Source organism: Pseudotenacibaculum haliotis (genome assembly GCF_042684245.1).
In the GTDB taxonomy this organism is placed as follows: Bacteria; Bacteroidota; Bacteroidia; order Flavobacteriales; family Flavobacteriaceae; genus Polaribacter; species Polaribacter haliotis_A.
This window is the reverse complement of the sequence record NZ_JBHULH010000003.1, coordinates 1-25,848: the sequence shown is the minus strand read 5'-3', so window position 1 is coordinate 25,848 and position 25,848 is coordinate 1. Positions and strand designations below refer to the sequence as shown.

General features: G+C 36.1%; 17 protein-coding genes. 13 read left to right on the top strand and 4 right to left on the bottom strand.

Translation table 11 applies throughout. The features are described from left to right. Positions 1-13: 13 nt before the first annotated feature. Positions 14-1,870 (top strand): glutamine--fructose-6-phosphate transaminase (isomerizing), encoded by a 1,857-nt coding sequence (gene glmS, locus ACFSRZ_RS05635; protein ID WP_379665554.1) that lies wholly within the window; start codon positions 14-16, stop codon positions 1,868-1,870. 34 nt (positions 1,871-1,904) lie between these two features. On the opposite strand, the gene ACFSRZ_RS05630 is transcribed toward glmS, so the two are convergent. Together ACFSRZ_RS05630 and ACFSRZ_RS05625 are read right to left on the bottom strand one after the other, a co-directional pair. Beyond that, a complete protein-coding gene (locus tag ACFSRZ_RS05630; protein ID WP_379665553.1) occupies positions 1,905-2,507 on the bottom strand; it encodes an NAD(P)/FAD-dependent oxidoreductase in 603 nt (200 codons plus the stop codon). A gap of 2 nt (positions 2,508-2,509) precedes the next feature. Next, positions 2,510-3,088 carry a MarC family protein gene (locus ACFSRZ_RS05625; protein ID WP_379665552.1) on the bottom strand — a complete coding sequence of 193 codons (579 nt, stop codon included), beginning with the start codon at positions 3,086-3,088 and terminating at the stop codon, positions 2,510-2,512. Positions 3,089-3,172: 84 nt separating this feature from the next. Here ACFSRZ_RS05625 and ACFSRZ_RS05620 point away from each other — a divergent pair, with 84 nt between their 5' ends. Both ACFSRZ_RS05620 and ACFSRZ_RS05615 read left to right on the top strand, forming a co-directional pair. Then, entirely contained in the window at positions 3,173-3,739 is a 567-nt protein-coding gene (locus ACFSRZ_RS05620) for a DUF3109 family protein (protein ID WP_379665551.1), read from the top strand. A gap of 57 nt (positions 3,740-3,796) precedes the next feature. After that, on the top strand, positions 3,797-4,303 hold the full coding sequence (locus ACFSRZ_RS05615) for a hypothetical protein (protein ID WP_379665550.1): 507 nt from the start codon (positions 3,797-3,799) through the stop codon (positions 4,301-4,303). 80 nt (positions 4,304-4,383) lie between these two features. On the opposite strand, the gene ACFSRZ_RS05610 is transcribed toward ACFSRZ_RS05615, so the two are convergent. Next, positions 4,384-4,575 carry a cold-shock protein gene (locus ACFSRZ_RS05610; RefSeq protein WP_379665549.1) on the bottom strand — a complete coding sequence of 64 codons (192 nt, stop codon included), beginning with the start codon at positions 4,573-4,575 and terminating at the stop codon, positions 4,384-4,386. Positions 4,576-4,977: 402 nt separating this feature from the next. Here ACFSRZ_RS05610 and ACFSRZ_RS05605 point away from each other — a divergent pair, with 402 nt between their 5' ends. From ACFSRZ_RS05605 to ACFSRZ_RS05580, 6 genes are all read left to right on the top strand, one after another. Beyond that, entirely contained in the window at positions 4,978-5,949 is a 972-nt protein-coding gene (locus tag ACFSRZ_RS05605) for a ribonucleotide-diphosphate reductase subunit beta (protein ID WP_379665548.1), read from the top strand. A gap of 114 nt (positions 5,950-6,063) precedes the next feature. Then, positions 6,064-8,463, top strand: a complete 2,400-nt coding sequence (locus ACFSRZ_RS05600; protein WP_379665547.1) for a ribonucleoside-diphosphate reductase subunit alpha — start codon at positions 6,064-6,066, stop codon at positions 8,461-8,463. A gap of 74 nt (positions 8,464-8,537) precedes the next feature. Next, positions 8,538-9,008: a TlpA family protein disulfide reductase gene (locus tag ACFSRZ_RS05595; protein WP_379665546.1), complete on the top strand. Its 471-nt coding sequence runs from the start codon at positions 8,538-8,540 to the stop codon at positions 9,006-9,008. A 3-nt stretch (positions 9,009-9,011) separates the two neighbouring features. Next, the gene (locus tag ACFSRZ_RS05590; protein ID WP_379665545.1) at positions 9,012-10,352 is read left to right on the top strand and encodes a deoxyguanosinetriphosphate triphosphohydrolase; all 1,341 of its coding nucleotides are present in this window, start codon (positions 9,012-9,014) and stop codon (positions 10,350-10,352) included. Positions 10,353-10,536: 184 nt separating this feature from the next. Next, complete coding sequence (locus tag ACFSRZ_RS05585; RefSeq protein ID WP_379665544.1) at positions 10,537-13,239, top strand: T9SS type A sorting domain-containing protein; 2,703 nt, start codon at positions 10,537-10,539, stop codon at positions 13,237-13,239. A gap of 12 nt (positions 13,240-13,251) precedes the next feature. After that, entirely contained in the window at positions 13,252-13,722 is a 471-nt protein-coding gene (locus tag ACFSRZ_RS05580) for a hypothetical protein (protein ID WP_379665543.1), read from the top strand. A 45-nt stretch (positions 13,723-13,767) separates the two neighbouring features. Here the strand turns inward: ACFSRZ_RS05580 and ACFSRZ_RS05575 are convergent, their stop codons facing one another. Further along, positions 13,768-15,525 carry a 1-deoxy-D-xylulose-5-phosphate synthase gene (locus tag ACFSRZ_RS05575; protein ID WP_379665542.1) on the bottom strand — a complete coding sequence of 586 codons (1,758 nt, stop codon included), beginning with the start codon at positions 15,523-15,525 and terminating at the stop codon, positions 13,768-13,770. A 149-nt stretch (positions 15,526-15,674) separates the two neighbouring features. Here ACFSRZ_RS05575 and ACFSRZ_RS05570 point away from each other — a divergent pair, with 149 nt between their 5' ends. The 4 genes from ACFSRZ_RS05570 to ACFSRZ_RS05555 all read left to right on the top strand — a co-directional run bounded on the left by ACFSRZ_RS05570 (position 15,675) and on the right by ACFSRZ_RS05555 (position 25,534). Then, positions 15,675-16,124, top strand: a complete 450-nt coding sequence (locus ACFSRZ_RS05570; RefSeq protein ID WP_379665541.1) for a nucleoside deaminase — start codon at positions 15,675-15,677, stop codon at positions 16,122-16,124. Between the two features lie 222 nt (positions 16,125-16,346). After that, a complete protein-coding gene (locus ACFSRZ_RS05565) occupies positions 16,347-19,736 on the top strand; it encodes a hypothetical protein (protein WP_379665540.1) in 3,390 nt (1,129 codons plus the stop codon). 95 nt (positions 19,737-19,831) lie between these two features. Further along, positions 19,832-24,607 (top strand): DUF6443 domain-containing protein, encoded by a 4,776-nt coding sequence (locus ACFSRZ_RS05560; protein WP_379665539.1) that lies wholly within the window; start codon positions 19,832-19,834, stop codon positions 24,605-24,607. Between the two features lie 6 nt (positions 24,608-24,613). Then, a complete protein-coding gene (locus ACFSRZ_RS05555; protein ID WP_379665538.1) occupies positions 24,614-25,534 on the top strand; it encodes a hypothetical protein in 921 nt (306 codons plus the stop codon). Positions 25,535-25,848 lie beyond the last annotated feature (314 nt).

Sequence of the window (25,848 nt, the reverse complement as noted above, 5' to 3'; positions counted from 1 at the left end):
CTAATAATAAGCTATGTGTGGGATAACAGGATATATCGGTCACAGAGAAGCATATCCTATTGTTATAAATGGCCTAAAAAGGCTAGAATACAGAGGATATGATAGTGCAGGAGTAATGATGTTTGATGGGGAAAAGATGCACCTGTCTAAAACCAAAGGGAAAGTTTCAGATCTAGAAGAGATTACAAACAAAGAAACTAGTAGAAAACAAGGAAGCATAGGAATTGGACATACACGTTGGGCAACTCACGGAGTTCCTAATGATGTAAACTCACACCCTCACTTCTCAGAGTCAGGCGACTTGGTAATTGTGCATAATGGAATTATTGAAAATTATGACACAATTAAAAAAGAGCTAATTTCAAGAGGATATACTTTTCAAAGTGATACAGACACAGAAGTACTTGTAAACCTTATTGAAGAAGTAAAAAAGCAAGAAGGTTGCAAACTAGGAAAAGCAGTTCAATTAGCTTTAACACAAGTTATAGGAGCCTATGCAATTGCTGTTTTTGATAAAACAAAACCCAATGAAATTATTGTAGCCAGACTAGGAAGCCCTATTGCTATAGGAGTTGGAAAAGACCTTGGAGAATTTTTCGTTGCTTCTGATGCTTCACCTTTCATTGAGTATACAAAAGATGCCATTTATTTAGAAGATGAAGAGATGGCAATTATCAAGCTTGGAAAAGAAGTAAAGGTGAGAAAGATCATGGATGATTCCTTGGTTGATGCAAATATCCAAGAACTTCAATTGAGCTTAGAGCAGATTGAAAAAGGAGGATATGATCACTTCATGTTAAAAGAGATTCACGAACAACCTAAAGCCATCATAGATACCTATAGAGGAAGAATGTTAGCTGATGAAGGAATCATTAAAATGGCTGGAGTTGATGACAATCTTGAAAAATTCTTAAACGCAGATAGAATCATCATCGTAGCATGTGGTACTTCATGGCATGCAGGATTAGTAGGAGAATATCTTTTCGAAGATATGGCTAGAATCCCTGTAGAAGTAGAGTATGCTTCTGAATTTAGATATAGAAACCCGATCATTACTCCAAAAGATGTAGTGATATCTATTTCACAATCCGGAGAAACAGCAGATACATTAGCAGCAATCAAATTGGCAAAATCCAAAGGAGCATTTGTTTTTGGAGTTTGTAATGTTGTAGGATCATCAATCGCCAGAGAAACACATGCCGGAGCATATACACATGCTGGACCGGAGATTGGAGTAGCATCTACAAAAGCATTTACTACTCAAATCACAGTATTATCTTTGATTGCATTGAAATTGGCTAAAGCAAAAGGAACGCTTTCTAATTCTGCGTTTCATATGTACTTGCAAAAAATGCAATTGATTCCGGACAAGGTTAAAAAGCTTTTACAAATTGATGATCATGTAAAAGAGATCGCCTCAGTATATAAAGATGCAAAAAACTGCTTGTATCTAGGTAGAGGATTTAATTTCCCTGTAGCCTTAGAAGGAGCGTTAAAACTAAAAGAGATCTCATATATTCATGCTGAAGGGTATCCTGCGGCAGAAATGAAACACGGACCAATTGCTTTAATTGATGAGAATATGCCTGTGTTTGTGATTGCAACAAACAAAGGACATTACGAAAAGGTAGTAAGCAATATCCAAGAGATTAAATCAAGAAATGGGAAGATTATTGCAATTGTAACAGAAGGAGATGTTACAGTAAAAGAGATTGCAGATCATGTAATCGAGATCCCGGATACAGAAGAGGCCTTAACACCTCTTTTAACAACGATCCCATTACAATTACTTTCGTATCACATTGCAGTGATGTTAGACAAAAATGTGGATCAACCAAGAAACTTAGCAAAATCAGTAACTGTAGAATAAAAAAAAACCCTGCTAAACAGCAGGGCTTTTTTATTTATATTTTATCATGAACCTTGGTGGGGGTTCCCTCATTCCAAAGTGTCAATATATCGGTAGCAACACTAGCTCCGCTACCTGCTGCAATGGCAAACTGACTTCTCCATCCAGCCAACGTACCACAAACATATAAACCTTCTTTGATAAGGTGATCTTTGTTTTTTAATTGAATTCTGTCCTTCGCAGGATTTGCTCTTTTGTGAGGCTCTAAGAACTCATCCAAACCTTTTATAGAAAAAGGCTTCGCGTAATTAAGTGCGATGACAACGACCTTAGATTTGTATTGATTTTTATTGGTAGTAATCAGGTAATAACCATCTTTCTGACCCACAACATCTACTTTTTCATTCTCAATCTGCAGAACATCTGAGTAGTTCTCAGACAAGTGTTGCTTTCCACTTTCGAGAATTGAACTTCCTAAAGTACCGGTTTCTAAGCCTAAAACATTATTAAATAAAGCATTTTGTAAGTGAGAAGATCTTTGATGTGTAATGACCCCTACTTTTTTTCCCTGAGCATATGGTTTTGAAAGCCCAGAACCTAAAACCAAGGCACATTGCATACCTGACACACCGCCACCTATAATTAACGCATCAAACATGATTATAACAAGGCTTTTATATTATGAGCAAATAGTTTTACAGCAATAGCTAATAGAATAACACCAAATATTTTACGGATGATCTTAATTCCATTAGGCCCTATAATACGCTCTATTCTTGATGAGGTTTTAAGAACGATGTAAATAAGGATTACGTTGAGAACAACAGCAATGATAATGTTCTGAATTTCAAATTCAGCTCTCAACGATAGCAAGGTTGTTAAACTTCCGGGTCCGGCAATTAACGGAAATGCCAATGGAAAGACAGTTGCAGTAATCCCGCCGTCATCATCTTCTTTGTATAGGGTAATTCCTAAGATCATTTCCAAAGCAATAAAAAATAAAATAAAAGCTCCAGCAATAGCAAAGGAGTTTACATCTATTCCAATCAATGAAAGTAGACTTTGTCCCACAAATAAAAAGATGATCATAATTCCTCCGGCAATAATCGAAGCTTTCTCGGATTGAATATGTCCTACTTTCTTTCGTAAATCGATGATAATAGGAATATTACCTATAATATCAATCACGGCAAACAAAACCATGAATGCGGTGAAAATTTCTTTAAAATTTAGTCCCATTGTAAGTTTTTCTTTTGCAAAATTAACTAAGATAGTTGAGGTAAGATCTAAATAAATAGAAAAAAATAACTGTATTTTTGCTGCATGTTTCAGATAGGAAAAACAATAGTTTCAGAAGATATCCTCGAGAAGGATTTTGTGTGCAATTTGTCTAAATGTAAAGGAGTTTGCTGTGTAGCTGGAGAAGCCGGAGCCCCACTAGACAAGCAAGAAGTAGAGATTTTAAAAGAGATTTATCCAAAAGTAAAACCCTTTTTAAGAAAAGAAGGAATTCAAGCCATTGAAGATCAAGGAACGTCTATTGTAAGTGATTTTGGTGAATTGGAAACACCATTAATAAATGATTCTGAATGCGTTTATGTAGTTTTTGATGAGAACAATATGGCAAAATGTGGAATTGAAGAAGCTTATAATGAAGGAGTTGTAGATTGGAAAAAACCCATTTCTTGTCATTTATATCCAATTAGGGTAAAAGATTATAGTGAGTTTGCTGCTGTAAATTACCATAAATGGGATATTTGTGACGATGCTTGCACTTTAGGAAAAGAATTAAAAGTGCCTGTATATCAGTTTACAAAAGAGGCTCTTCTTAGAAAGTTTGGAGACGATTGGTTTTGCGAATTGGAAAAGATTGCCGCAGAACATAAATAAAAATTAACACCCCATTTAAGCTTAAAAATGCTACCTTTATCGGTAAAACATATAAAAATGAAAAAAGTTTTCACCCTTATATTCATTGCGGTATTTGTGATGTCCTGTGATGTAAATTCTGATCCTGTAGAGATTACAGCAAGCACTTCTATCACAGAATCCGTTTCAATCAGTATTCCACAATCAAACGCTAGTGTAGATTATGATGAAACGATCAATCAAGATTTAAATAATGTTATTTCCAATTTAAGCCAAGTATCATCTATTAATATAGATAACTTAAGTTACAGATACTTAACGGCAAGCGGAAACTCTGCAGCAACCATTACATCTGCAACCTTATCGGTAAACGGAGTAACGGTATCTACCATTTCAAATGTAAATATCTCACAAGCGGCACAAGCCGGAACTGTTTTTGAAATAACAGACACGAATGTTTTAGATCAATTAGAAACAATTTTCTTGAACAATTCATCGGTTACAATCCAATTTTCCGGATCTGCAGTAGACGGACCTATTGACTTTAATGTTGAAGTTTCTATTAGCCTTACTGCAACGTTATAGCAAAATAATAATACATATCATATAACAAAAAAACCAGTGGAAGCTCCACTGGTTTTTTGTAAAAAAGTAACTTATAATTATTAGATTACTCTAACGCTTACTGCGTTTAACCCTTTTCTACCTTCTTTTAATTCAAACTCTACTGCATCACCTTCTCTTACTTCGTCAATTAGTCCAGAGACGTGTACAAAGTGCTCCTGTTTTGAACCATCCTCAACGATAAATCCGAATCCTTTGGACTCGTTAAAGAATTTAACTGTTCCTTGTTTCACTGTAAATGTGTATATAATTAATAAAGGATAAAGGTACTTTTTATTAATGGTAGTAAAAGGTTTTTTCTTAATTTTTTCATACCCGGATAAAAACGGAGAAAAATCAATAAAAACACCAAGTAAATTTTGTTAATAAACTAAGTAGTTTTTTTTTGTGAAAAGTCGTTTTAAGAATCTCAGTAAACATAGGGCTTAACAAAAAATTAACAAAGTAATTAATTGATAATCAGTTTTTTACAAAATTAATTTTTAAGAGCAAATTTCTTAACATAATCCAATTTTGTTAAAAACTTAGCGGTATTTGTGAATAAGTAGAGCTTTTTATTTGTCCCTTTTTTTTCAATCTTTGTTAGCATCGTTTTTCAGTATAAAAAGTCCCAAATCAATTAAACTAATACAAAAATGTCTGCAATAGAACCAATTTTACAGCCGAATGATAACAGATTTGTAATATTTCCAATCCAACATGATGACCTGTGGGAATGGTATAAAAAGCAACAGGCTTGTTTTTGGACAGCGGAAGAGATTGATTTACACCAAGATTTAACAGATTGGGAAACGCGTTTAACAGATGACGAACGCTATTTTATCAAGCACATTTTAGCATTTTTTGCTGCATCTGATGGAATCGTTAATGAAAACTTGGCAGAAAACTTCGTAAATGAAGTACAGTATTCTGAAGCAAAGTTCTTCTACGGATTCCAGATCATGATGGAAAATATACATTCAGAAACCTACTCCCTTTTAATTGACACCTATGTAAAAGATGAAGTAGAAAAGGATAGGCTTTTTAGAGCTATCGAAATTTTCCCGGCGATTAAGAAAAAAGCAGATTGGGCTTTAAAATGGATCGAATCTGATTCTTTTGCAGAAAGATTAATTGCATTTGCCGCAGTAGAAGGAATTTTCTTCTCAGGAGCATTTTGTTCTATTTTCTGGTTAAAGAAAAGAGGTCTGTTACCAGGGCTTACCTTCTCTAACGAGTTAATCTCTAGAGATGAAGGAATGCACTGTGATTTTGCTGTACACTTACACAACAAACACTTACAGAATAAAGTTCCAAAAGAGCGAATTTCTGAAATTATTGTAAGTGCATTGGATATTGAGCGTGAATTCATTACCGAATCATTACCTGTTAGTTTGATTGGAATGAATGCAAAATTAATGACTCAGTATTTAGAGTTTGTAACCGACCGTTTATTGGTCGAGTTCGGTTGTGAGAAAGTATACAACGCAACCAATCCATTTGACTTTATGGAAATGATTTCTCTAGAAGGAAAAACCAACTTCTTCGAAAAAAGAGTATCAGAATATCAAAAAGCCGGAGTAAAATCCGGAGGAACGGGGAGCATCAGTTTTGATGCAGATTTTTAGAGATCTTTCTAAAAAGAGGACTGCCTGAATATCATCAGGCTACAAGCAAATAAAATCAACTAAACAAGATCGCAGTTTCTGCGATCAAAACTAACTTATAAAACAAACAATAGCATGTATGTAGTAAAAAGAGACGGCAAGAAAGAGCCGGTGATGTTTGATAAGATCACGGCCAGAGTAAGAAAAATGTGTTACGGACTCAACAAGATCGTTGATCCCGTAAAAGTAGCAATGCGTGTAATCGAAGGATTGTACGACGGGGTAACTACTTCAGAATTAGATAATTTGGCAGCGGAAATCGCAGCAACAATGACAACTGCTCACCCAGATTATGCAAAATTAGCAGCAAGAATAGCCGTATCTAACCTACACAAGAACACAAAGAAGTCATTCTCTGAAACAATGACTGATTTGTACGAATATGTAAACCCAAGAACAGGAAAAAAAGCACCGCTTTTATCTGACGAGGTATACAATATCATTCAAGAAAATGCAGAGAAATTAGACTCTACTATTATCTACAGTAGAGATTTTAATTACGATTTCTTTGGGTTTAAAACCTTAGAACGTTCTTACTTATTAAAGTTGAACGGACAAATCGTAGAAAGACCACAACACATGTTAATGCGTGTGTCTATTGGGATTCATTTGAACGATATCGATGAAGCCATCGCTACATACGAGTTGATGAGTAAAAAATACTTCACACATGCTACCCCTACCTTATTCAACGCCGGAACACCAAAACCTCAAATGTCATCTTGTTTCTTATTACAAATGCAAGACGATAGTATTGATGGAATCTACGATACATTAAAGCAAACAGCCAAGATCTCGCAATCTGCCGGAGGAATTGGACTATCTATTCACAATGTGCGTGCTACAGGATCTTATATTAGAGGAACCAACGGTACCTCTAACGGAATTGTGCCAATGTTAAGAGTGTACAATGATACTGCGCGTTATGTAGATCAAGGAGGAGGAAAGCGTAAAGGATCATTTGCTGTATATATTGAGCCATGGCATGCTGATATCTTTGACTTCTTAGATTTGAAAAAGAACCATGGAAAAGAGGAGATGAGAGCTCGTGATTTATTCTATGCAATGTGGGTTCCAGACTTGTTTATGAAACGAGTACAAGAAGATGGAAACTGGACTTTAATGTGTCCAAATGAATGTCCGCACTTATTTGATACCTATGGTGATGAGTTTGAGAAATTATACGAAGGGTATGAGAAAGTAGGAAAAGGAAGAAAAACCATCAAAGCAAGAGAGCTTTGGGAGAAGATATTAGAATCTCAAATTGAAACAGGAACTCCTTACATGTTGTATAAAGACCATGTAAACCGTAAGTCGAATCACAAGAATTTAGGAACGATCCGTTCATCTAACTTGTGTACAGAGATCATGGAGTTTACTGCAAAAGATGAGGTGGCAGTATGTAACTTAGCATCTATTGCATTACCAATGTTTATTAGTGAGAACGAAAAAGGAGAAAAGTTCTTCAACCATAAGAGACTGTATGATGTTACGAAGAAAGTAATCAGAAACTTAGACACGGTAATCGACAGAAACTACTATCCTGTTAAAGAAGCTGAAAACTCTAACTTCCGCCACAGACCAGTTGGATTAGGAGTACAAGGATTGGCAGACGCCTTTATTATGTTGCGTTTACCATTTACGTCTGATGCAGCTAAGAAATTAAACCAAGACATTTTTGAAACTTTATACTTTGCTTCAGTTCAATCTTCGATGGAAATTGCAAAAGCAAAAGAGCCATATTCTACATATAAAGGGTCTCCAATGTCAGAAGGAGAATTCCAATTCAATATGTGGGGAATTAAAGAAGATGAATTAAGTGGTAACTGGGATTGGAAAAAACTACGTAAGAATGTACAAAAGCACGGAGTAAGAAACTCTTTATTAGTAGCTCCAATGCCAACAGCATCTACATCTCAGATCTTAGGAAACAATGAAGCATTTGAGCCATACACTTCTAACATTTATACAAGACGTGTATTATCAGGAGAGTTTATTGTAGTAAATAAGCACTTATTAGAAGATCTTGTTGAATTAGACTTATGGGACAACAATATGAAAGAAGAGATCATGCGTGCAAACGGATCGATCCAACATATCGAAAAGATTCCACAAGATTTAAAAGACCTTTATAAAACAGTATGGGAAATGAGTATGAAAGATATCATTGATATGGCTCGCCATAGAGGATACTTCATTGATCAATCTCAGTCGTTAAACCTGTTTATGCAAGATCCAGACTTTGCGAAGTTAACTTCTATGCATTTCTATGCGTGGAAATCAGGATTGAAAACAGGAATGTATTATTTAAGAACAAAATCGGCAGTAAATGCAATTCAGTTTACCTTAACTCAAGAGAAAAAGGATAAAAAGACTGAAGAAGATGCACCAATGTCGGCAGAAGAATTCAAAGCAATGGTTGATGCCTCCAGAAATGCAGCTCCAGATGACGATTGCTTGATGTGCGGATCTTAGAATCTGTTTAATTAATTTAAGTTTGAAAAAGAATCTCAATATATTTGGGATTCTTTTTTTATTTAGAGATCATCATGATAAAAAGATTAACGCTACTTAGTATCCTCTTTTCCATATACTCCTATGGTCATAGTCAACAAAAAATTCCGTTGGATGCATACACATTCAATACCGTAGAGAAAACAAAAGAAAAGGTAGTTTTAACCAAAAGCAAACAATACATTTTAGATTTTTGGTACTTAGAATGTTTGCCTTGTGTGAAAGATCATAAATTGATAGAGAAAAACATAAAATCCCTTAAAAAGAAAAAGATAGAGGTCATAGGGATGTCTATAGACAAGAATAAAGAAAAATGGATATCTTACCTGAAAAAACACAACTATAGTTGGAAGAACTATAACCAATATAAAGGAACTCCGAATTTGAAGGAGGACTTAAAAATTAAAATGTTTCCACGTTATTTTTTAATTGATGACAAAGGGAATATTAAAAAAACAACGAATTCATTTACAAAACTATTGACCTACGTCAATACAGGGAAATAACATATGAACTGGGAACAATTACTATCATTAAAACGTTTTGGAGACACCAAAAAAAGACTAAGAGCAGAGCAAGATGAAACACGATTAGGCTTTGAAGTCGATTTTGATCGAATCATCTTTTCCGAAGCTTTCCGAAGCTTGCAAGACAAAACACAAGTGATTCCATTATCAGAAACCGATTTTGTGCACACACGATTAACACATAGTTTGGAAGTTTCTGTAGTAGGAAGAACTTTAGGACGAAGAGTGGGAAAAGCAATCTTAGAGAAACATCCGTCTTTAAAAGCATTGGGATATACATTTAATGATTTCGGAGCTATTGTTGCTGCGGCATCTGTGATGCATGATATTGGAAACCCTCCTTTTGGTCATTCAGGAGAAAAAGCAATAGGAGAGTATTTTAAGTCGGGAAGAGGCTTGCAATACAAAGAGCAACTGACCGAAAAAGAATATCAAGACCTTACTGATTTTGAAGGAAATGCAAACGGATTTAAGATCTTAACAGAAAGTAGAGAAGGAATTAGTGGAGGGTTAAGACTCTCGTATGCTACTTTAGGAGCTTTTATGAAGTACCCGAAAGAGTCACTTCCTAAAAAACCAACAGCTCATATTGCCGATAAGAAATACGGTTTTTTCCAATCAGAGAAAGAGGCATTCTCAGACCTTGTTGAAGATTTAGGCTTACTTAGAAAATCTACTTCAGAAGATATAGGATATTACAGGCATCCACTGGCATATTTGGTAGAGGCTGCGGATGATATTTGTTATACTATTATTGATTTTGAAGATGGAATCAACCTTGGATTGATCGATGAAGAATTTGCATTGGAATACTTGATCAAACTTGTTAAGAATTCTATTGATACAGCCAAGTATCACTCATTAACCTTTAAAAAAGACAGAGTGAGTTATTTAAGAGCTTTGGCAATTAATACGTTGATCAATGAAGCTGTGGATATCTTTTTGAGCAATGAAGAACAAATTTTAAAAGGAGAATTTGAGAAATCTTTGTTAGATAAATGTAAGTATGAGGCACAGATTAACGACATTATTAGTATCAGTGTGTCAAAAATCTACAAGAGCAAAGAAGTTGTAGAAAAAGAGGTGGCGGGATATAAGATCATAGCAGATCTGTTAGATGTTTTTGTAACTGCACTGAACAATCATCAAACAGGAAAAACCACAAACTATGACAAACTACTACTCAACCTACTTCCTCAAGAATTTAAGGTCCAGTCCAACTCGATTTACGAAAGAATCATGGCTGTTTGTACCTATGTTTCCAGAATGTCAGACAGTCATGCGATAAGAATTCATAAAAAAATTCAAGGAAATATCATATAAAAGACACATCAATAAAACCAAATTATAAGCAAATAACCCTTTTCTCGGCAGAGATTTTTGTATTAAAAATTTTTAGCATTCTTGTTAAATTTTAATAGAAAAAGAGATAAAACAACTGATAGACAGTGAATAACTGCTAGAGAATCAATAAATTTGTTAGCCACAATTATAAACAAACTACACAATGAAAAGAAGAATACCCTATTTAATTTTATCAGCTCTGGTGCTGGGCGCCGCTGTTTTTTACTTTTCAGATAGCGAAAGTAAAGACCTTATAGCCCTGTCAGATAAGACCGTAAAGAAAAAGAAAAAAACGGAGGAAGAGAGACGACTTTTTGTAAACGAAAGAATAGAATATGAATTAAGTTTACAAAGAAACCCACTTACAGGAGAGATTCCACTTGAAGAAAAACAAGAAGAGTTTGAGAATGCAGTAATTGCGAAACAAAAAGCGCTTGCAGCAAGAACTTCAAGTACGTATGTTCCAAGAGGACCTTCTAATTTAGGAGGTAGAACCAGAGATGTTCGAGTAGACCTTTCTGACAACACAAGTAACACTATGCTAGCGGGTGGTGTAAGTAGTGGACTGTTCAGAACAACTGATGGAGGAAGCTCTTGGACCAAAGTATCACCAAATGATGAGATTCACAATGTGACAGCTATTGCACAAGACCCTAGACCAGGATTTCAAAACATTTGGTATTATGCTACCGGAGAAGGATTAGGAAACAGTGCAAACTTAGGAGCATTTAACGTTTTCGGACAAGGAGTATGGAGATCTACAGACAATGGTTTAACTTGGACTAAAATTGCACAGACAGATTCTACATTAGAATCTTTTGATTCTAGACTTGATTTTATCAGTGCAATTGAAGTAAGCCCTACCAACGGAGACCTATTCATTGCTTCTCTTAACAGAATTTACAGATTTGACGGAACCACTTTAACAACAGAACTCGATCAATCAGGAGCAAATACATCGCTTTTAACTGATGTTGTGATCAATAGTTCAGGAAGAGTATTTGCTGGATTCCATGGAAGTCAAGGACAAAATGGTGTATGGACCTCTCCAACAGGAAATGGATCTTGGACGAGAATTGCTCAAAACGGAAGCCCAACAGGTTGGTCTTCTGTAGGTAGAATTGTATTGGCAACTGCACCTTCAAATGATGACATTTTATATGCTTTATTCAGAAATGGACAAGTAAATACAAATGGTCAGGTAGAAGCAGATCTTTGGCACTATAATTTGGCAACGGATACATGGACAGACTATACATCTAAGTTACCGGATGAGCCGGGAGGAAACTTATCAGGAAATGATCCTTTCTCAATTCAAGGAGGATATGATTTAGTAGTTTCAGTAAAACCGGATGATGAAAATTTTGTACTTATTGGAGGAACCAATGCATACAGAATTACAGATATTACCACAGGAAGTACTTTTGAAAGAATTGGAGGTTATGCAACCAATCAAAACTATGCCTTATACGCTCAAGGAGGAGTGTCACACCATCCGGATATTCACGCCTTAGTATTTGATCCACATAATGCAAATATGTTGATCAGTGGTACAGACGGAGGAGTTCACAGAACAAATATTTTGGATGGAGTCATCGAGTGGACAAACTTGAACAACAACTACCAAACCTACCAATACTACCATGTAGCTTTGGATCCTCAATCAGGAGCTGATATAGTTTTTGGAGGGGCACAAGACAATGGAACAACCATTGGAGGTACTGATGCCGGATTACCAAATAGTACACAGATGAATACCTTTTTTGGTGGTGATGGTGTTGCTGTAGGGATTGCCAGAAGAAATGGAGGTAATGATGTACAGTTGTACTATGGATCTCAGAATGGAAACATCAGAACTAACTATCCTAGTTTTAGAGGAATTCAACCTGATGGATCTTCAAGTCAATTCGTAACATATTTCTATTTAGATCCGGATAATTCAAATGCTTTGTATTATGCAGGGTTAACAACATTGTATAAAACCAATGATGCTGAAAATGTTCAATCGAATACTTGGGATAACTTAGGAGCACTTGCTGCAGGAGAAAATATTGTAGAATTAGCAACAACCAGAGGAGCCTATAACCCAGCGTCAAGTTACTTGTTAATTGGAGGACAAGATGGTGGAATTTACAGAGTAAACGACCCTCAAAATGTTTCTGATCTAAGTTCTGCAGTAAATATTACTCCTATAGAAATTGTAGTTTCCGGTTCTAATACTTATGTAAGTAGTTTGGCAATTCATCCAACAAATCCAGATATTGTTTTGGCAACGTATTCTAACTATGGAATTACCAATATTTTCTTATCAACAAATGCAACTTCTAACAGCCCGTCATGGACTGTAGTGGAGAGAAACTTATCTGCTCACTCAATTCGTTCGGCAGCGGTAACAGAAGTAGCAGGAGAAACTATTTACTTTGTAGGAACAGGTAGAGGATTGTATAGTTCTACAGACCCAACAACTGAAGATTGGGATTTAGAAGGACCAAATGATATAGGATTTGCATTGGTGAGTGAATTAGTATATAGACCTTCTGACAACAGACTATTGGTTGGAACTCACGGAAACGGAATGTATGAAACTACGGTAGAGAATACATTATCTGCCAATGATTTTACAAAAGGAGAATTAGGAGTTACCATGTACCCAAATCCAGCTCAAGTTGAATTGAATTTCATCGGAGAAATTTTTGATACTGCTGATGATATTGAGTATGTAATTTCAGACCTTACCGGTAAAGTTGTTAAAAAAGGAACGGTTATTGACAGAAAGATAGAAGTGAATACCATGAGACCAGGAATTTACTTGGCAAGCTTAAAAGCTAATGGTAAGCAACAAACGATCAAATTCATTAAAAATTAATATTGAATAGAGATGAAGTATCTTTTTCGCTTATGTATTGTCATTTTATTTGCTAGTTGTAGTAGCAACAACTTTAAAATAGAAAAAGAGCAACCTATACAACTGAAAGAAGCCTATTTTGAACAGTGGACTTCAGGAGTTAAAGGAGGAGGATCCGGTCTAAATATTTTCTTGATCTCTGAAGGGAAAACAGAAAATAAAGAAGTTCAGATCGAAGGAATCTATTTTAAAAATAGCTATACAACGCTAAAATTCTATCAACCAAACAAATACCAAGGACATATAAAAACCAAGGGAAATGACACAAAGTTAGTGTTAGGAGAAGATGGAAAGAATGTAAATACAGAAGCAAAGCAAAAAGAAGGAAAGATTCCGTTTGAGTTAAAAGACAACGAAGCAGTTGTTTCTTTTCTCAAAGAAGGAAAAAAGAAGTATTTTAAGATTACAATGGTAAAGAAAGAAATGCAACACTTACCAATGTAAGACAAATAAATAACTCAAATAAAAAGCCGCTTTTAGCGGCTTTTTTTATTGATATGATTGTACGACTTCTCGAATAGAATCAGGGTCAATTCCGTTAATCTTTTGTAATTCATGAATACTACCATGCTCAGTAAACTCATCCTGTATTCCCAAAATTGTGATGGAATTTTGATAATGATGTGTCGCTGCAAATTCCAATACTGCAGAGCCAAAACCTCCTGTTTTTACACCATCTTCTATAGTAATCAAGTTTTGATACTTGGAAAAGATGATATGTAAAAGTTTTTCATCCAAAGGCTTTACAAAACGAAGATCATAATGAGCAATGTGAGAACCTTGGATGGCTTCCGTAACATTTTTAGCAATGGTTCCAACCGAAAGAATCGCAGTAGAATCACCTTCTTGTAAACACTCTCCGGTACCTATTTCGATTGTTTGAAATTCTTGCTGCCAATCTACTGTAACTCCTCTTCCTCTCGGATAACGAATAGCAATAGGATGCTCAATTCCTAACTGAGCAGTATACATAATATTGCGTAACTCAACTTCGTTTCTAGGAGCAAAAACGATCATATTTGGAATTGCTCTTAGATAAGCTAAATCAAAAATACCGTGGTGCGTTGCACCATCTTCACCTACCAAACCGGCCCTGTCCAAACAGAAGACAACCGGAAGATCTTGTATAGCAACATCGTGAATTACCTGATCGTAAGATCGTTGTAAAAAAGTGGAGTATACATTGCAAAAAGGAATCATTCCTTGGGTGGCAAAGCCTGCTGCCAGTGTTACAGCATGCTGCTCGGCTATTCCTACATCAAAAGTACGTTTAGGAAAAACGTCCATCATAAACTTGAGAGAACTACCTGTTAACATAGCTGGAGTGATTCCAACGATCTTTGAGTTTTTTTCAGCCAGCTCTACAATTGTCTTTCCAAATACATCCTGATATTTGGGAGGTTGAACAATATTTTTCTTAGGAATCAATTCCCCCGTTTTTGCATCAAACTTTCCCGGAGCATGGTATTTTACCTGATCCTTTTCCGCTTGTGTCAACCCCTTTCCTTTGGTGGTAACTATGTGTAAGAACTTAGGCCCCTTTTTATTTTTAAGGCGTTTTAATTCTTTGAGCAAGCTGTTGAAGTTATGACCATCAATAGGACCCGAATAATCAAAGTTCAATGCTCGTATGATGTTATTTTTAGCCAAGGATCTGTCTTTCTTCACCTTGGTCAAATATTCCTTTAAAGCTCCTACAGAAGGATCAATTCCAATAGCATTATCATTTAAGATGATGAGCAAGTTAGCATCACTAACACCTGCGTGATTTAACGCTTCAAAAGCCATTCCGCTGGCAATAGAAGCATCACCAATCACAGCAATATGATGTTTCTTTAAATCACCTTGTAAAGAAGATGCAATGGCCATTCCTAAAGCCGCAGAAATAGAGGTAGAAGAATGTCCAACACCAAAAGCATCATAAGAACTTTCACTTCTTTTTGGGAATCCCGAAAGTCCGTTTAATTGGCGATTGGTATGAAAAATCTCTCTTCTGCCTGTTAAGATTTTATGCCCGTAAGCTTGATGCCCAACATCCCATACCAATTGATCATGAGGAGTATCAAACAAATAATGCAAGGCAATGGTCAATTCTACCACACCCAAACTAGCTCCCAAATGCCCCTGTTTTGTAGCCACAATATTGATGATAAACTCACGCAATTCCTGTGCTAACTGAGGCAATTGTTCTTCGGATAACTTTTTGAGATCCGAAGGATATTCGATATGATCTAACAAGCGATTCATGAATACACAAAAGTACGATTTTACAAGTCAAAATGCTTTTTGTAATATTGAACCTTAGAACAAAGATTTGATTTTATGTAACCTTCTGAAAATCAGAAAGTAGATTTTTGTAAAACCATTCCTGTTGTTTTAAATCGTATGCAAAACTTATGATTCAACCTTTTGATGATACCTATTTTATGAAAAAAGCCTTGCAAGAGGCACAGATGGCTTTTGATAAGGGAGAAGTTCCTGTAGGGGCTGTAGTGGTATTAAAAGATCAGATCATTGCCAGAGCACACAACCTCACAGAAACATTGAATGATGTTACTGCCCATGCAGAAATGCAAGCTTTTACCGCCGCTGCCGATTTCTTAGGAGGAAAGTATCTAAAAGAATGCACCTTGTATGTTACTCTAGAGCCTTGCCAGATGTGTGCAGGGGCCAGCTACTGGACACAAATAGGAAAAATTGTATACGGGGCACCCGAACCCCAAAGAGGCTTTGTAAACCTAAACACAAAACTACACCCTAAGACAAAAGTAGTAAGTGGTGTATTGGGAGATGAGTGCAGCAAACTCCTAAAGAAATTCTTTATAGAGAAAAGAAATTTAAATTAAGCTAACCATTTTTTAAAAATAAAAAAGGGGGTTGGTTTAGTTTTTTTGATATCTTTACACTGCTGAAAAAGAAAAAAATGCTATGAAGCTTCTCAGCTGATTTATAAATGGTATGTCTATGGGTTTTAGGACCCTATGGATTGCTATTTGCTTAGTTGAAAGACCTCTCCTTCAAATTTCTTTTTCACAGGAAATTTATTAACTATACTTAAAAATTACAGTATGAAAAGAACAACATTGTTGGGCGCACTGCTATTAGCGGTAAGTACTATTTATGCCCAAGACGATTTGAAGCTACCGGAGGTGATTCCACCTTCACCCACCGTAGCGAGTTTAATGAAATTTGAGGAGGTTCCGATTGATTATTACTCAGGACAACCCAATATTGCTATTCCCATTTATTCCAAAGCTATCAGTAAAGATATTGCACTATCGGTGGCTTTACGTTATTCAACCTCAGGAGTTAAGATTGACGATCGTTCGGGTTGGGTAGGCACCGGATGGGCCTTAGAAACCGGAGGAGTGATCTCGAGAACAGTACGAGGGTTACCAGATGAGTTTAATGATCATAGAAAAGGGGTTTATAACAACTCAGATTTTTTAAATTATGACAACCTAACTACTGATGCACAAGTTACTTATCAATGGAAAGTAGCAAGAGGAGATTCGGGTTCCAGTTATCAGTATGACAATCAGTTAGATTTGTATCAGTATAGTTTGCTAGGGAAAAGCGGACGTTTTGTGATTGTAAAGAACGGGTCTAATTTTGAGGCAAAGCTTTTATCGAAAGATGATAATGTTAAGATCGATTTTACGGCAGATGCCAATGGAAAGATGAGTAATTTTATCATTACCGATGCTTTAGGAAACAAGTATTTTTTGGACGTAGAGGAGAGTTCTTATTCAGAACCGGTTACTGCTACATCTACCCAAGGAAATCCTGCGATGCCAAATATTTCAGCTCCCGGAGCTTCAGCGTCAATGACTAATGTTACCGCTTGGCATATTAGTAAAATTGAGACCAGTAATGGAGTAGAGTTAGCCTCTTTTACTTATGCAAATCATACGCATACCTATGAGGCCTCTAAAACAAGAACAGAGAATAAGATATTGAATTCATTCACGACAACTGTATTGCAGAATAGTTTCAACAATTCTATTTTCAAGCCTCGTCTTACAGCAAGTCACTATGCCACAACAGCGTATACCAAGAAACCTTTAAAGATCACTTTCAGGGATAGTACCAGTGTTCATTTTGCTACAAGTGCTACGGCTCACCCTGAAACTGCAGGCGCTATTTTGAGTAGTGTTACTACCAAAGACAAATGGGACCAAGTCAATAAAACATTCAATTTCACTTATCAGACCACCAATCGTTTGTGGCTTACCAAAGTATCCGAAACAAGTGGAAGTGAGGTGCAAGATTATATTTTAGAATACCAAGATAAAAGCAATTTACCCGGATACGGATCAGTATCAGATATTTATGGTTACAATGATGGTAGTAGTAGTTCCGGTTTTGATGCAACTGCAATTCAAAAAGGATTATTAAAGAAGATAGTTTACCCTACTGGAGGAGCCAAAGAGTTTGTGTTTGAGCACAACACTTTTGCTTATGAAAGAGATCAGTCGTTAACAACAGATGATTTTTATGAGTTGAATCCGAGTAACACTACCAGTGCGAGTGCTACTTTGAATTATTCTATTAGCAGTAGCAACGGAAACCAATATCAAACAGGGTATACAGGAGTTTCCTTAGCTTTTGATCAAACAATTTCTGTAAGTAACAATATTCAAATTCCTAGTAATGTTAGTGGATCTGTTGTTTTGTATTTAATGATTACGGGGAAAAATGGATTTACATACAAAGAGGTGATTCAACCTCAGGGAACCAATTCGGTTCATTTAACCAAAGGGTCTTATAACTACAGGTTAGAAGTACAAAGTTTAACACTAAACACTTATAGTGCATCCGGTGTCGCTACCATTAATTACCAAGGGCAAGCTTCTTCTTATACTGAGGCTGCTTTGGGAGGAGGAGTTCGTATCAAAGAAGTATTGTTCTTAGATGATGCGAGTATATCTTCAAATCCGGCAAAGAAGATGATGTATAACTACAACGAGCCGGGAACTACAAAATCGTCCGGGGCCATTGATGCTATAGGAGGAGGATCACAAAAGAGATATAGCTACAATGTTAGCAAATTGATCTTCTTATCTCCCTCTAATGGGTTTGCTCCTAATGGAGATCCGATAGAATACAATGGGCCTTGTCCTACAGCTCCGTCAACGATTCAGTATCAAACCATAGAGAAAGGGCCGAATGCACAATTAACCAAAGGGAACTATGTGGGATACAAACATGTTCAGGTGTATGAGCAGAACAATGGATCTACACGTTTTGAATACACAACTGCTTTTGATTATCCAACACCAGCGGCAGCGTTTCAATACCCATTTACTCCGGTACCCAATATTGATTACAAAAGAGGGCTGTTAACAGCACAAAAGGTATACGATCAAGCGGGGACTTTACTTAAAGAAACAACCAATGCATATAATTTTGCTGCGGAAGAAATTATTGCTCCTTCATTTCGAGTGATTGATTACCAAACATGCGGATACAGTCAGTTATACGAAAGCTACCTTCAATATAAGAATTTGACTCCACAAGGAGGAGGAGTTCCTCCAGAGGATGCTAGTGCAGGAGGAGGGCCTTGTTTTGATAATTCAAGCGGGCAAAACTGTGGTACTATTCCACCGGACTTGGCGGTGATCAATGATGACTTAAAGACAAGTTGGGCTCAATTGGTTAAGACAGTAAACAAAGACTATTATAGTGGAACAGCTGTAATAGACAGTACAACTTATGCTTATAATACGGTGAACTTCTTACAAAAAGAAGTCAATCGTTTTGTAAAAGAAAAAGGAGCCGACAAACATTACAAGACAGAGACGATCTTTCCTGTAGGAAATAGCTTGATTGATTTTACCACAGCAGAACAAACTGCAATCACAGGAATGGTAGGAATCAACAAGATCAATGTGCCATTACTTGTAAAAACATCGGTAGACGGAACTGTAACAAACAAAGTAAAGAGTATTTACAATAGTTTTTATACCAATATGTACGAAGTATCTAAAATAGCCACAGCTAAAGGAAGCGGAGCTTTTGAAGATCGTTTGACCTATCATGGATACTACGCCAATGGAAATATCAAAGAAGTAAGCAAAAAGGACGGAACTCACGTAGTGTACATCTGGGGATATGGTCAAACATTACCGGTTGCCAAGATCGAAAATGCAACCTATGCAGACGTATCTTCTTATGTAAGCAACATTCAAACACTATCCGATGCAGATGATGATCGTACCCAAGGAACAACAGGAGATGAAGGAGCACTACGTTCTGCATTGAACAGTTTACGAACAGCACTACCTAATGCAATGATCACAACGATCACGTATGATCCATTAGTAGGAGCAACCAGTATGACCGATCCTAGAGGCAATGTGATGTATTATGAGTACGATGACTTTAATCGATTAAAGGTGGTAAAAGACAAAGACGGACATATTGTAAGTGAGAACCAGTACCATTATAAAAACTAGACCCTCAGGGTCATTAATTATAAACCTAACTGTAAGATTTGATGTAGTAAAGTAAGGAGAAGAGCTGCTTACAGAAGGTTTAAAAACATGACAAAATGAAAAGGAATATAAAACAGATATTTTTTGCTGGGGCATCGATGCTGTCGATGGCACTAGGTGCCCAGAGTACTACAGAGAATCATGTAGTAACCAAAACCTATAAAGAAAAAACGACAACGATTTTAAACACACAAGACCCAACCAAGGTTGCCACAGCAATCCAATACATGGACGGTTTGGGAAGAGCCAAACAGAGTGTATTGGTTAAAGGAGGAAGTGGTAGCTATGGAAACAACCATCTGCCTTATGATTGGTCTTTAGGAACCCCAACCAATGCAGGTTTTTACAATTTAGAGGGCTCAAGTACAGAGAATGAGATCGTAAATGGAACCACACCTTTTGGAGATACAGACCTGTTATGGGAATGTAAGAATATAAGTGGAGGCTCAGGTTGGGTAAGTGATCATGTGTCTATAGATCATACGAAAACCTATCGATATACCACTTGGGTAAAAAAGACAGGAAATAACCCATTGAACGGAAGAACTTATCATGGAGTTCATACCAACATTAGCAATCTAAACGGAACTACAAACAGTAACCCATACTTTTTTGCCAATACACTTCCTCAGAATGATGTTTGGTATTTATTGGTAGGTATTGTTCACCCTTCAGGTTACACGGGAGGAGATACAGGAGTATCGGGAGTATATGACATGCAAGGGAATAAAGTATTGGATGGAACAGAGTTTAAATGGACCTCAGGAGGAACGTATTCTAAGTTTAGAAACTATTTGTTCAATGCAGATAGTAGTACAAGACAATATTTATGGAGTCCTGTAGTACAAAAGATCGACGGAACAGAAACACCTATAAGTGATTTGTTAATAACGCCTACAGTATTTAATAATGAAGAGATAAATGCAAAGGATATTGTAACACATTTTGAGTATGATAACCTAGGAAGACAAACCAAAGAGTTCTTACCGTATGCAAGTGCGTTTTCTGATGGAAGGATCAATACAGGAGCAGGATTGGCAACACAGAGCTATTATCAGAATAACTATGCAGACGATTTTTCAGGAGTAACGAATACAGCAGATATCAACTCCTATTCAGATAAGGTGTTAGAAAGTTCTCCACTGGGAAGAATTTTTGAGCAAACAGCACCCGGGAAAGATTGGAAAAAAGGAAGCACGATATCAGGGAAAAACTATTCAGACGGACATACGATTCGTTTTGAATATGAGACCAACACTACAAGTGAAGTAAAGTTTTTTGATGTGAGTTTGAGTTTTTCCAACAATACCTACACACCAAGCATCTCTCAAAACGGATTCTATAGTGCAGGAGAGCTTACTAAAACTATTACCAAAGATGAGAACTGGGAAACCGGTGATGGAAATAATCATACCACAGTAGAGTTTACAAACAAGCAAGGACAGGTTGTATTAAAAAGAACCTATGCAGATTTTGATGTAAATGGAGATGGGACTATTAGTGGTTCTGGAGAATCAGCAGTAGAACACGATACTTATTATGTATATGATGACTATGGAAACTTGACCTATGTATTACCTCCAGAGGTTTCGAATCAAACTATTTCATCTACGATATTAGATGGGTTGTGCTATCAGTACAAGTACGATAATAGAAATCGTTTGATAGAAAAGAAGATCCCTGGTAAAGGATGGGAATATATCATCTATGATAAATTAGACAGACCTCTATTAACACAAGATGCAGTACAAAGACTTTCCAACAAGTGGTTATATACAAAGTATGACAAATTAGGAAGAGTAGCCTTTACAGGAGAGGTTGTGAATACCAGAACTATTAGCACCATGCAAAACCATGTAAATGCGACCAACAATATGCCGAATGAGCAGTATGAGGTACAGCAAAGCAGTGCAGGACCTTTGGGAATCTACTATTCAGATTATTATTTTCCAACCAATACAGAGGTATTTACAGTAAACTATTATGATGAGTACGTAGACCTTCCATCAGGGTTAACTGCACCTACAAGTGTCTATGGACAAAGTATTACCACCAATACAAAAGGATTGGCAACGGTAAGTAAAGTAAGAGTCTTAGGGCAAAGCCCACAAAAGTGGATCACAACCATTACTTACTATGATGATTTGGCAAGACCTGTGTATGTATACAGTTATAATGAGTTTTTAGAGACTACCGATATTGTAGAATCTAAGTTGGACTTTACAGGAAAAGTGTTGGAAACAAGAACTACACACAAAAAGACAGGAAAGTCAGACATTGTAACTATAGATGTATTTGAATATGATCATCAAGATAGATTGATCTCTCAAACACAGAAGATTAACAACCAGTTTCCGGAGCGTATTATTAGAAATAACTATGACGATCTTGGGCAACTAACAAGCAAACTTACAGGAAATGGAACTCAATCAGGATTTACAGATGTGACTTCTGGAATTTCCATTACTGATAATGTGATTACTAAAACTAGTGGCAGTGGGAGTAGTTGGAATAATGGCCTAGCTACTTTAGGAAGCTTCCAAGCAGATGGTTATTTAGAATATGAAGTAATAACAGCCAATGATTATTATATGGTAGGGTTATCTTCTTCTAATGTAGATGCTCATTATTCAACATTAAATTTTGCCATTTATGCAAAAGCTGGACAGTTAAAGATCTATGAAAGTGGTATAGATAAAGGTCTTTTCGGTTCTTATAATACTGGAGATATATTTAAAGTGGAACGAATAGGAGGCAAAATTTACTATAAAAAGAATGGAGAAGTTTTTTATATCTCAGCGAGCAATTCTTCTGGGAATTTATTAGGAGATATAAGTATAGCTAGTAATGGTGTTCAAATTAAAAATCTACACATAGTTGACAACAGCAAAGGATTACAAAATGTAGATTACAACTACAATGTAAGAGGTTGGTTGACTAATATCAATAACGATACGCAGAGTGATAATGATCTGTTTGATTTTACACTTCGTTACAACAACCCAACAGGGAGCGCTACAAAACTCTTTAACGGAAACATCTCTCAAACCAGTTGGACAACAGCAAGCACCAATACTACAGGAAACCCTGTAAGTAACTTGTATACCTATAGCTACGATGCACTCAACAGGATTACATCGGCTGTAGACAATACGGGTAATTATAATTTAACAGGTATTAGCTATGATAAAAACGGAAACATTCTTACCTTGCAAAGACAGGGGCATACCAACAGTGCTGCTACCTCGTTTGGAGTTATGGACGATCTAACATATTCTTATGATGGAAACAAACTACTTAGAGTTGCAGATGCAGCTCTAATAGATCAGTTTGGGTTTAAGGATGATGCAGTTGATACAACCCCAGATAGTAGTGATGATTATGCCTATGATGCCAATGGAAACATGACCCGTGATGATAATAAGGGTATTACCAATATAACCTACAATCACTTAAACTTACCAACTCAAGTAACCATTAATGGAAACCAAATCTATTATCATTATGATGCTACAGGAGTAAAGTTAAAAAAGAGAGTGGTAGATGGTTCAAGTCAGGTTGCCACAGAATATGCAGGAAATTATGTGTATGAAGAAACCAGTTATGTTGGAGGAGGAAGCAGTGGTATAGCATTACAGTTCTTTAACCATGCTGAAGGGTATGTAAAAGCGAATGTCACATCGAGCGGAGTCGAGATGTCTTATGTATACCAATACAAAGACCATTTAGGAAATGTAAGATTGACCTATGCAGATTCTGACAACAATGGTACTATTAATGCTAGTACAGAGATTATTGAGGAATCCAATTACTACCCCTTTGGTCTTAAACACAAGGGATATAATATTGTGACTAGTTCTAACGGTAATAGTTTAGGTCAAAAAGAAAAGACTTTCCAAGACCAAAGATACGATGATGACCTAGGATTAAATTGGCATGCTTTCAAATATAGAAACTATGATGCTAGCTTGGCAAGATTTCATAATATTGACCCCCTCGCAGCTAAATATCCTTACAACTCCACCTATGCTTTTTCTGAGAACAAAGTTATCATGTATAATGAATTAGAAGGCTTAGAAACTGGTCCTGCTTATTGGATGGCTCATACACCAGCTGCAAGAAAAGCAGGTGTAAAGCCTACTACTTGGCAAAAGTTATGGACTGTTGATAATGAAGGAGATGTAGCTGTTTCTGCCATGCAAGCTGACCTTACTCCAGTAGTAGGAGATGTTAAAGGTTTTATTGAAGCTTTTACTGGTAGTGATTTAATGACTGGACAAAAGCTAGGATGGGGAAGTAGAGCACTAGGTTTGGTGTTTTTATCGGAATTAAGAAGCATTGGTAAAATTGGAGATACATTTAGAGGTCTAAAAGTATCAGGAAAAGGAGCCATGACAAGTTTTGAAAGTACAGTTGTTAATGGGTTAGAAAAAAATGGAGACCAGATTATAGCGGCTGGAGATTCTTTTTCTGGAGCAGGTAAAACCTTATCTGCACAATCCCTTGGAATAGGGGGAGAAAAAGCTGCTGATGTTTTATCTGTTTCTGGTTCTGGAAAGTTTAACTTAACTGAAGTAAAAGGAGTTTCAGGAACAATCAGTGCAAATCAAATAGAAGGAGCTATAGGACAACTTAGTAATACAGCTAATGCTCTTATGAATAAAGTTAACGGAGCTAAAATAGGAACAATAAATTTAGCAGTGCCTACTGGCACTAAGTTTGGCGGAGTTTATAGCGTTTCTGGAAATCAATTAGTTAGAAATACAGCTGATGGGCAGCAAGTTGTCAGAGTTAATGGACAAGTAGTTAATGTTAACTTTGTAGATAAATAATAATTAATGAGTACGTACCTGTATACATCATTTATACCTAAAGACAAAAAGCAATTTCCTGAGTTATTCGGTCGCCTTTATGGTTGGGTCAAGAAAAAAGGAATTGATATTGAAATGGTTGAGTTCTTAGATTCTGCCAATTTTACTCAATATCCTATCGAAAATATTGATGCTATAAAAACTTTAAATTCTGACCGAAAAAATTCTATAAGCTTTAATTATATGAAATTAACTCCTTATGAAGTATATGGAACTCTAGAGTTGATAGGTGACAAAAGGGGATTAGGGTATAATGCAAAAGAAAACGGAAGTATTTTCTTTTCAATAAGTGAGAGAAGTATTTGGGGCTGGTTCGTAAGAAATTATTTGGAAAGAGAAGAGTATGAGAAAATAGAAGAACATAAAGTAGCTGTATTATTAGGATTTTGTGAACTATTTAATGAATGGGTAGAGTTGTGTGAAGACTTGCTACAACACGCCTCTTTATACACAGAAGGTAAGCTACGCTCCAGAATTACAAGTACTATGGGGTATTATACTAGCTACAAAGATTTTATTTTTGATTACAGCAGAATTCTAATTGATTCTCATTCTGAGAATTATTTTCCAGACTATTTGAACCAAGAGAATAGTTATTTGCATTCTCTAGATGATACAATCGTTGATGAAGCATTTTACAGTGAGTTTAAGGATGAAAATTATGGTAGCTTAAATCAACTGATAAAAAAACTGGATAGTGGATTAATAAATTCTTTAAATACATTAGATGAAAATAAAATTAAAAGGATTTTAAATAATGTATTAAAGGATAATCATGATGTCATTTTTAATGAAACTGAATCTGGGTTTATATTATCTACTTACCCTCTTTCAAGTTTGTGGCTAGTGTATCATAATTTTTTAGAAAAGATGTACTCAATATTATAGAGATTACCACCCATTCATTTGGGTGGTTTTTTCTTTTTCTATACTTAATCAAAATCGAAATCATCAAAATCTGATGAGCCACCCACCCTTTCTTGTCGTTTATACTTGACATAGAGTAATATCACAAAGAATAAGGTTGGTACAATAACTGGTAAGTATTTAATCATATCTTTTTTAATTCGATATAATTAGGATTGGGAATAAAATCTCCTGTAATTTTTCCTTTAGAATTAACTTTCCAAGCCCCCGCTCCCGCACGAATCTTTCGTGTGGTAAGTAGAGATATGTATATAGAGTAAATAAAACTACGTTAA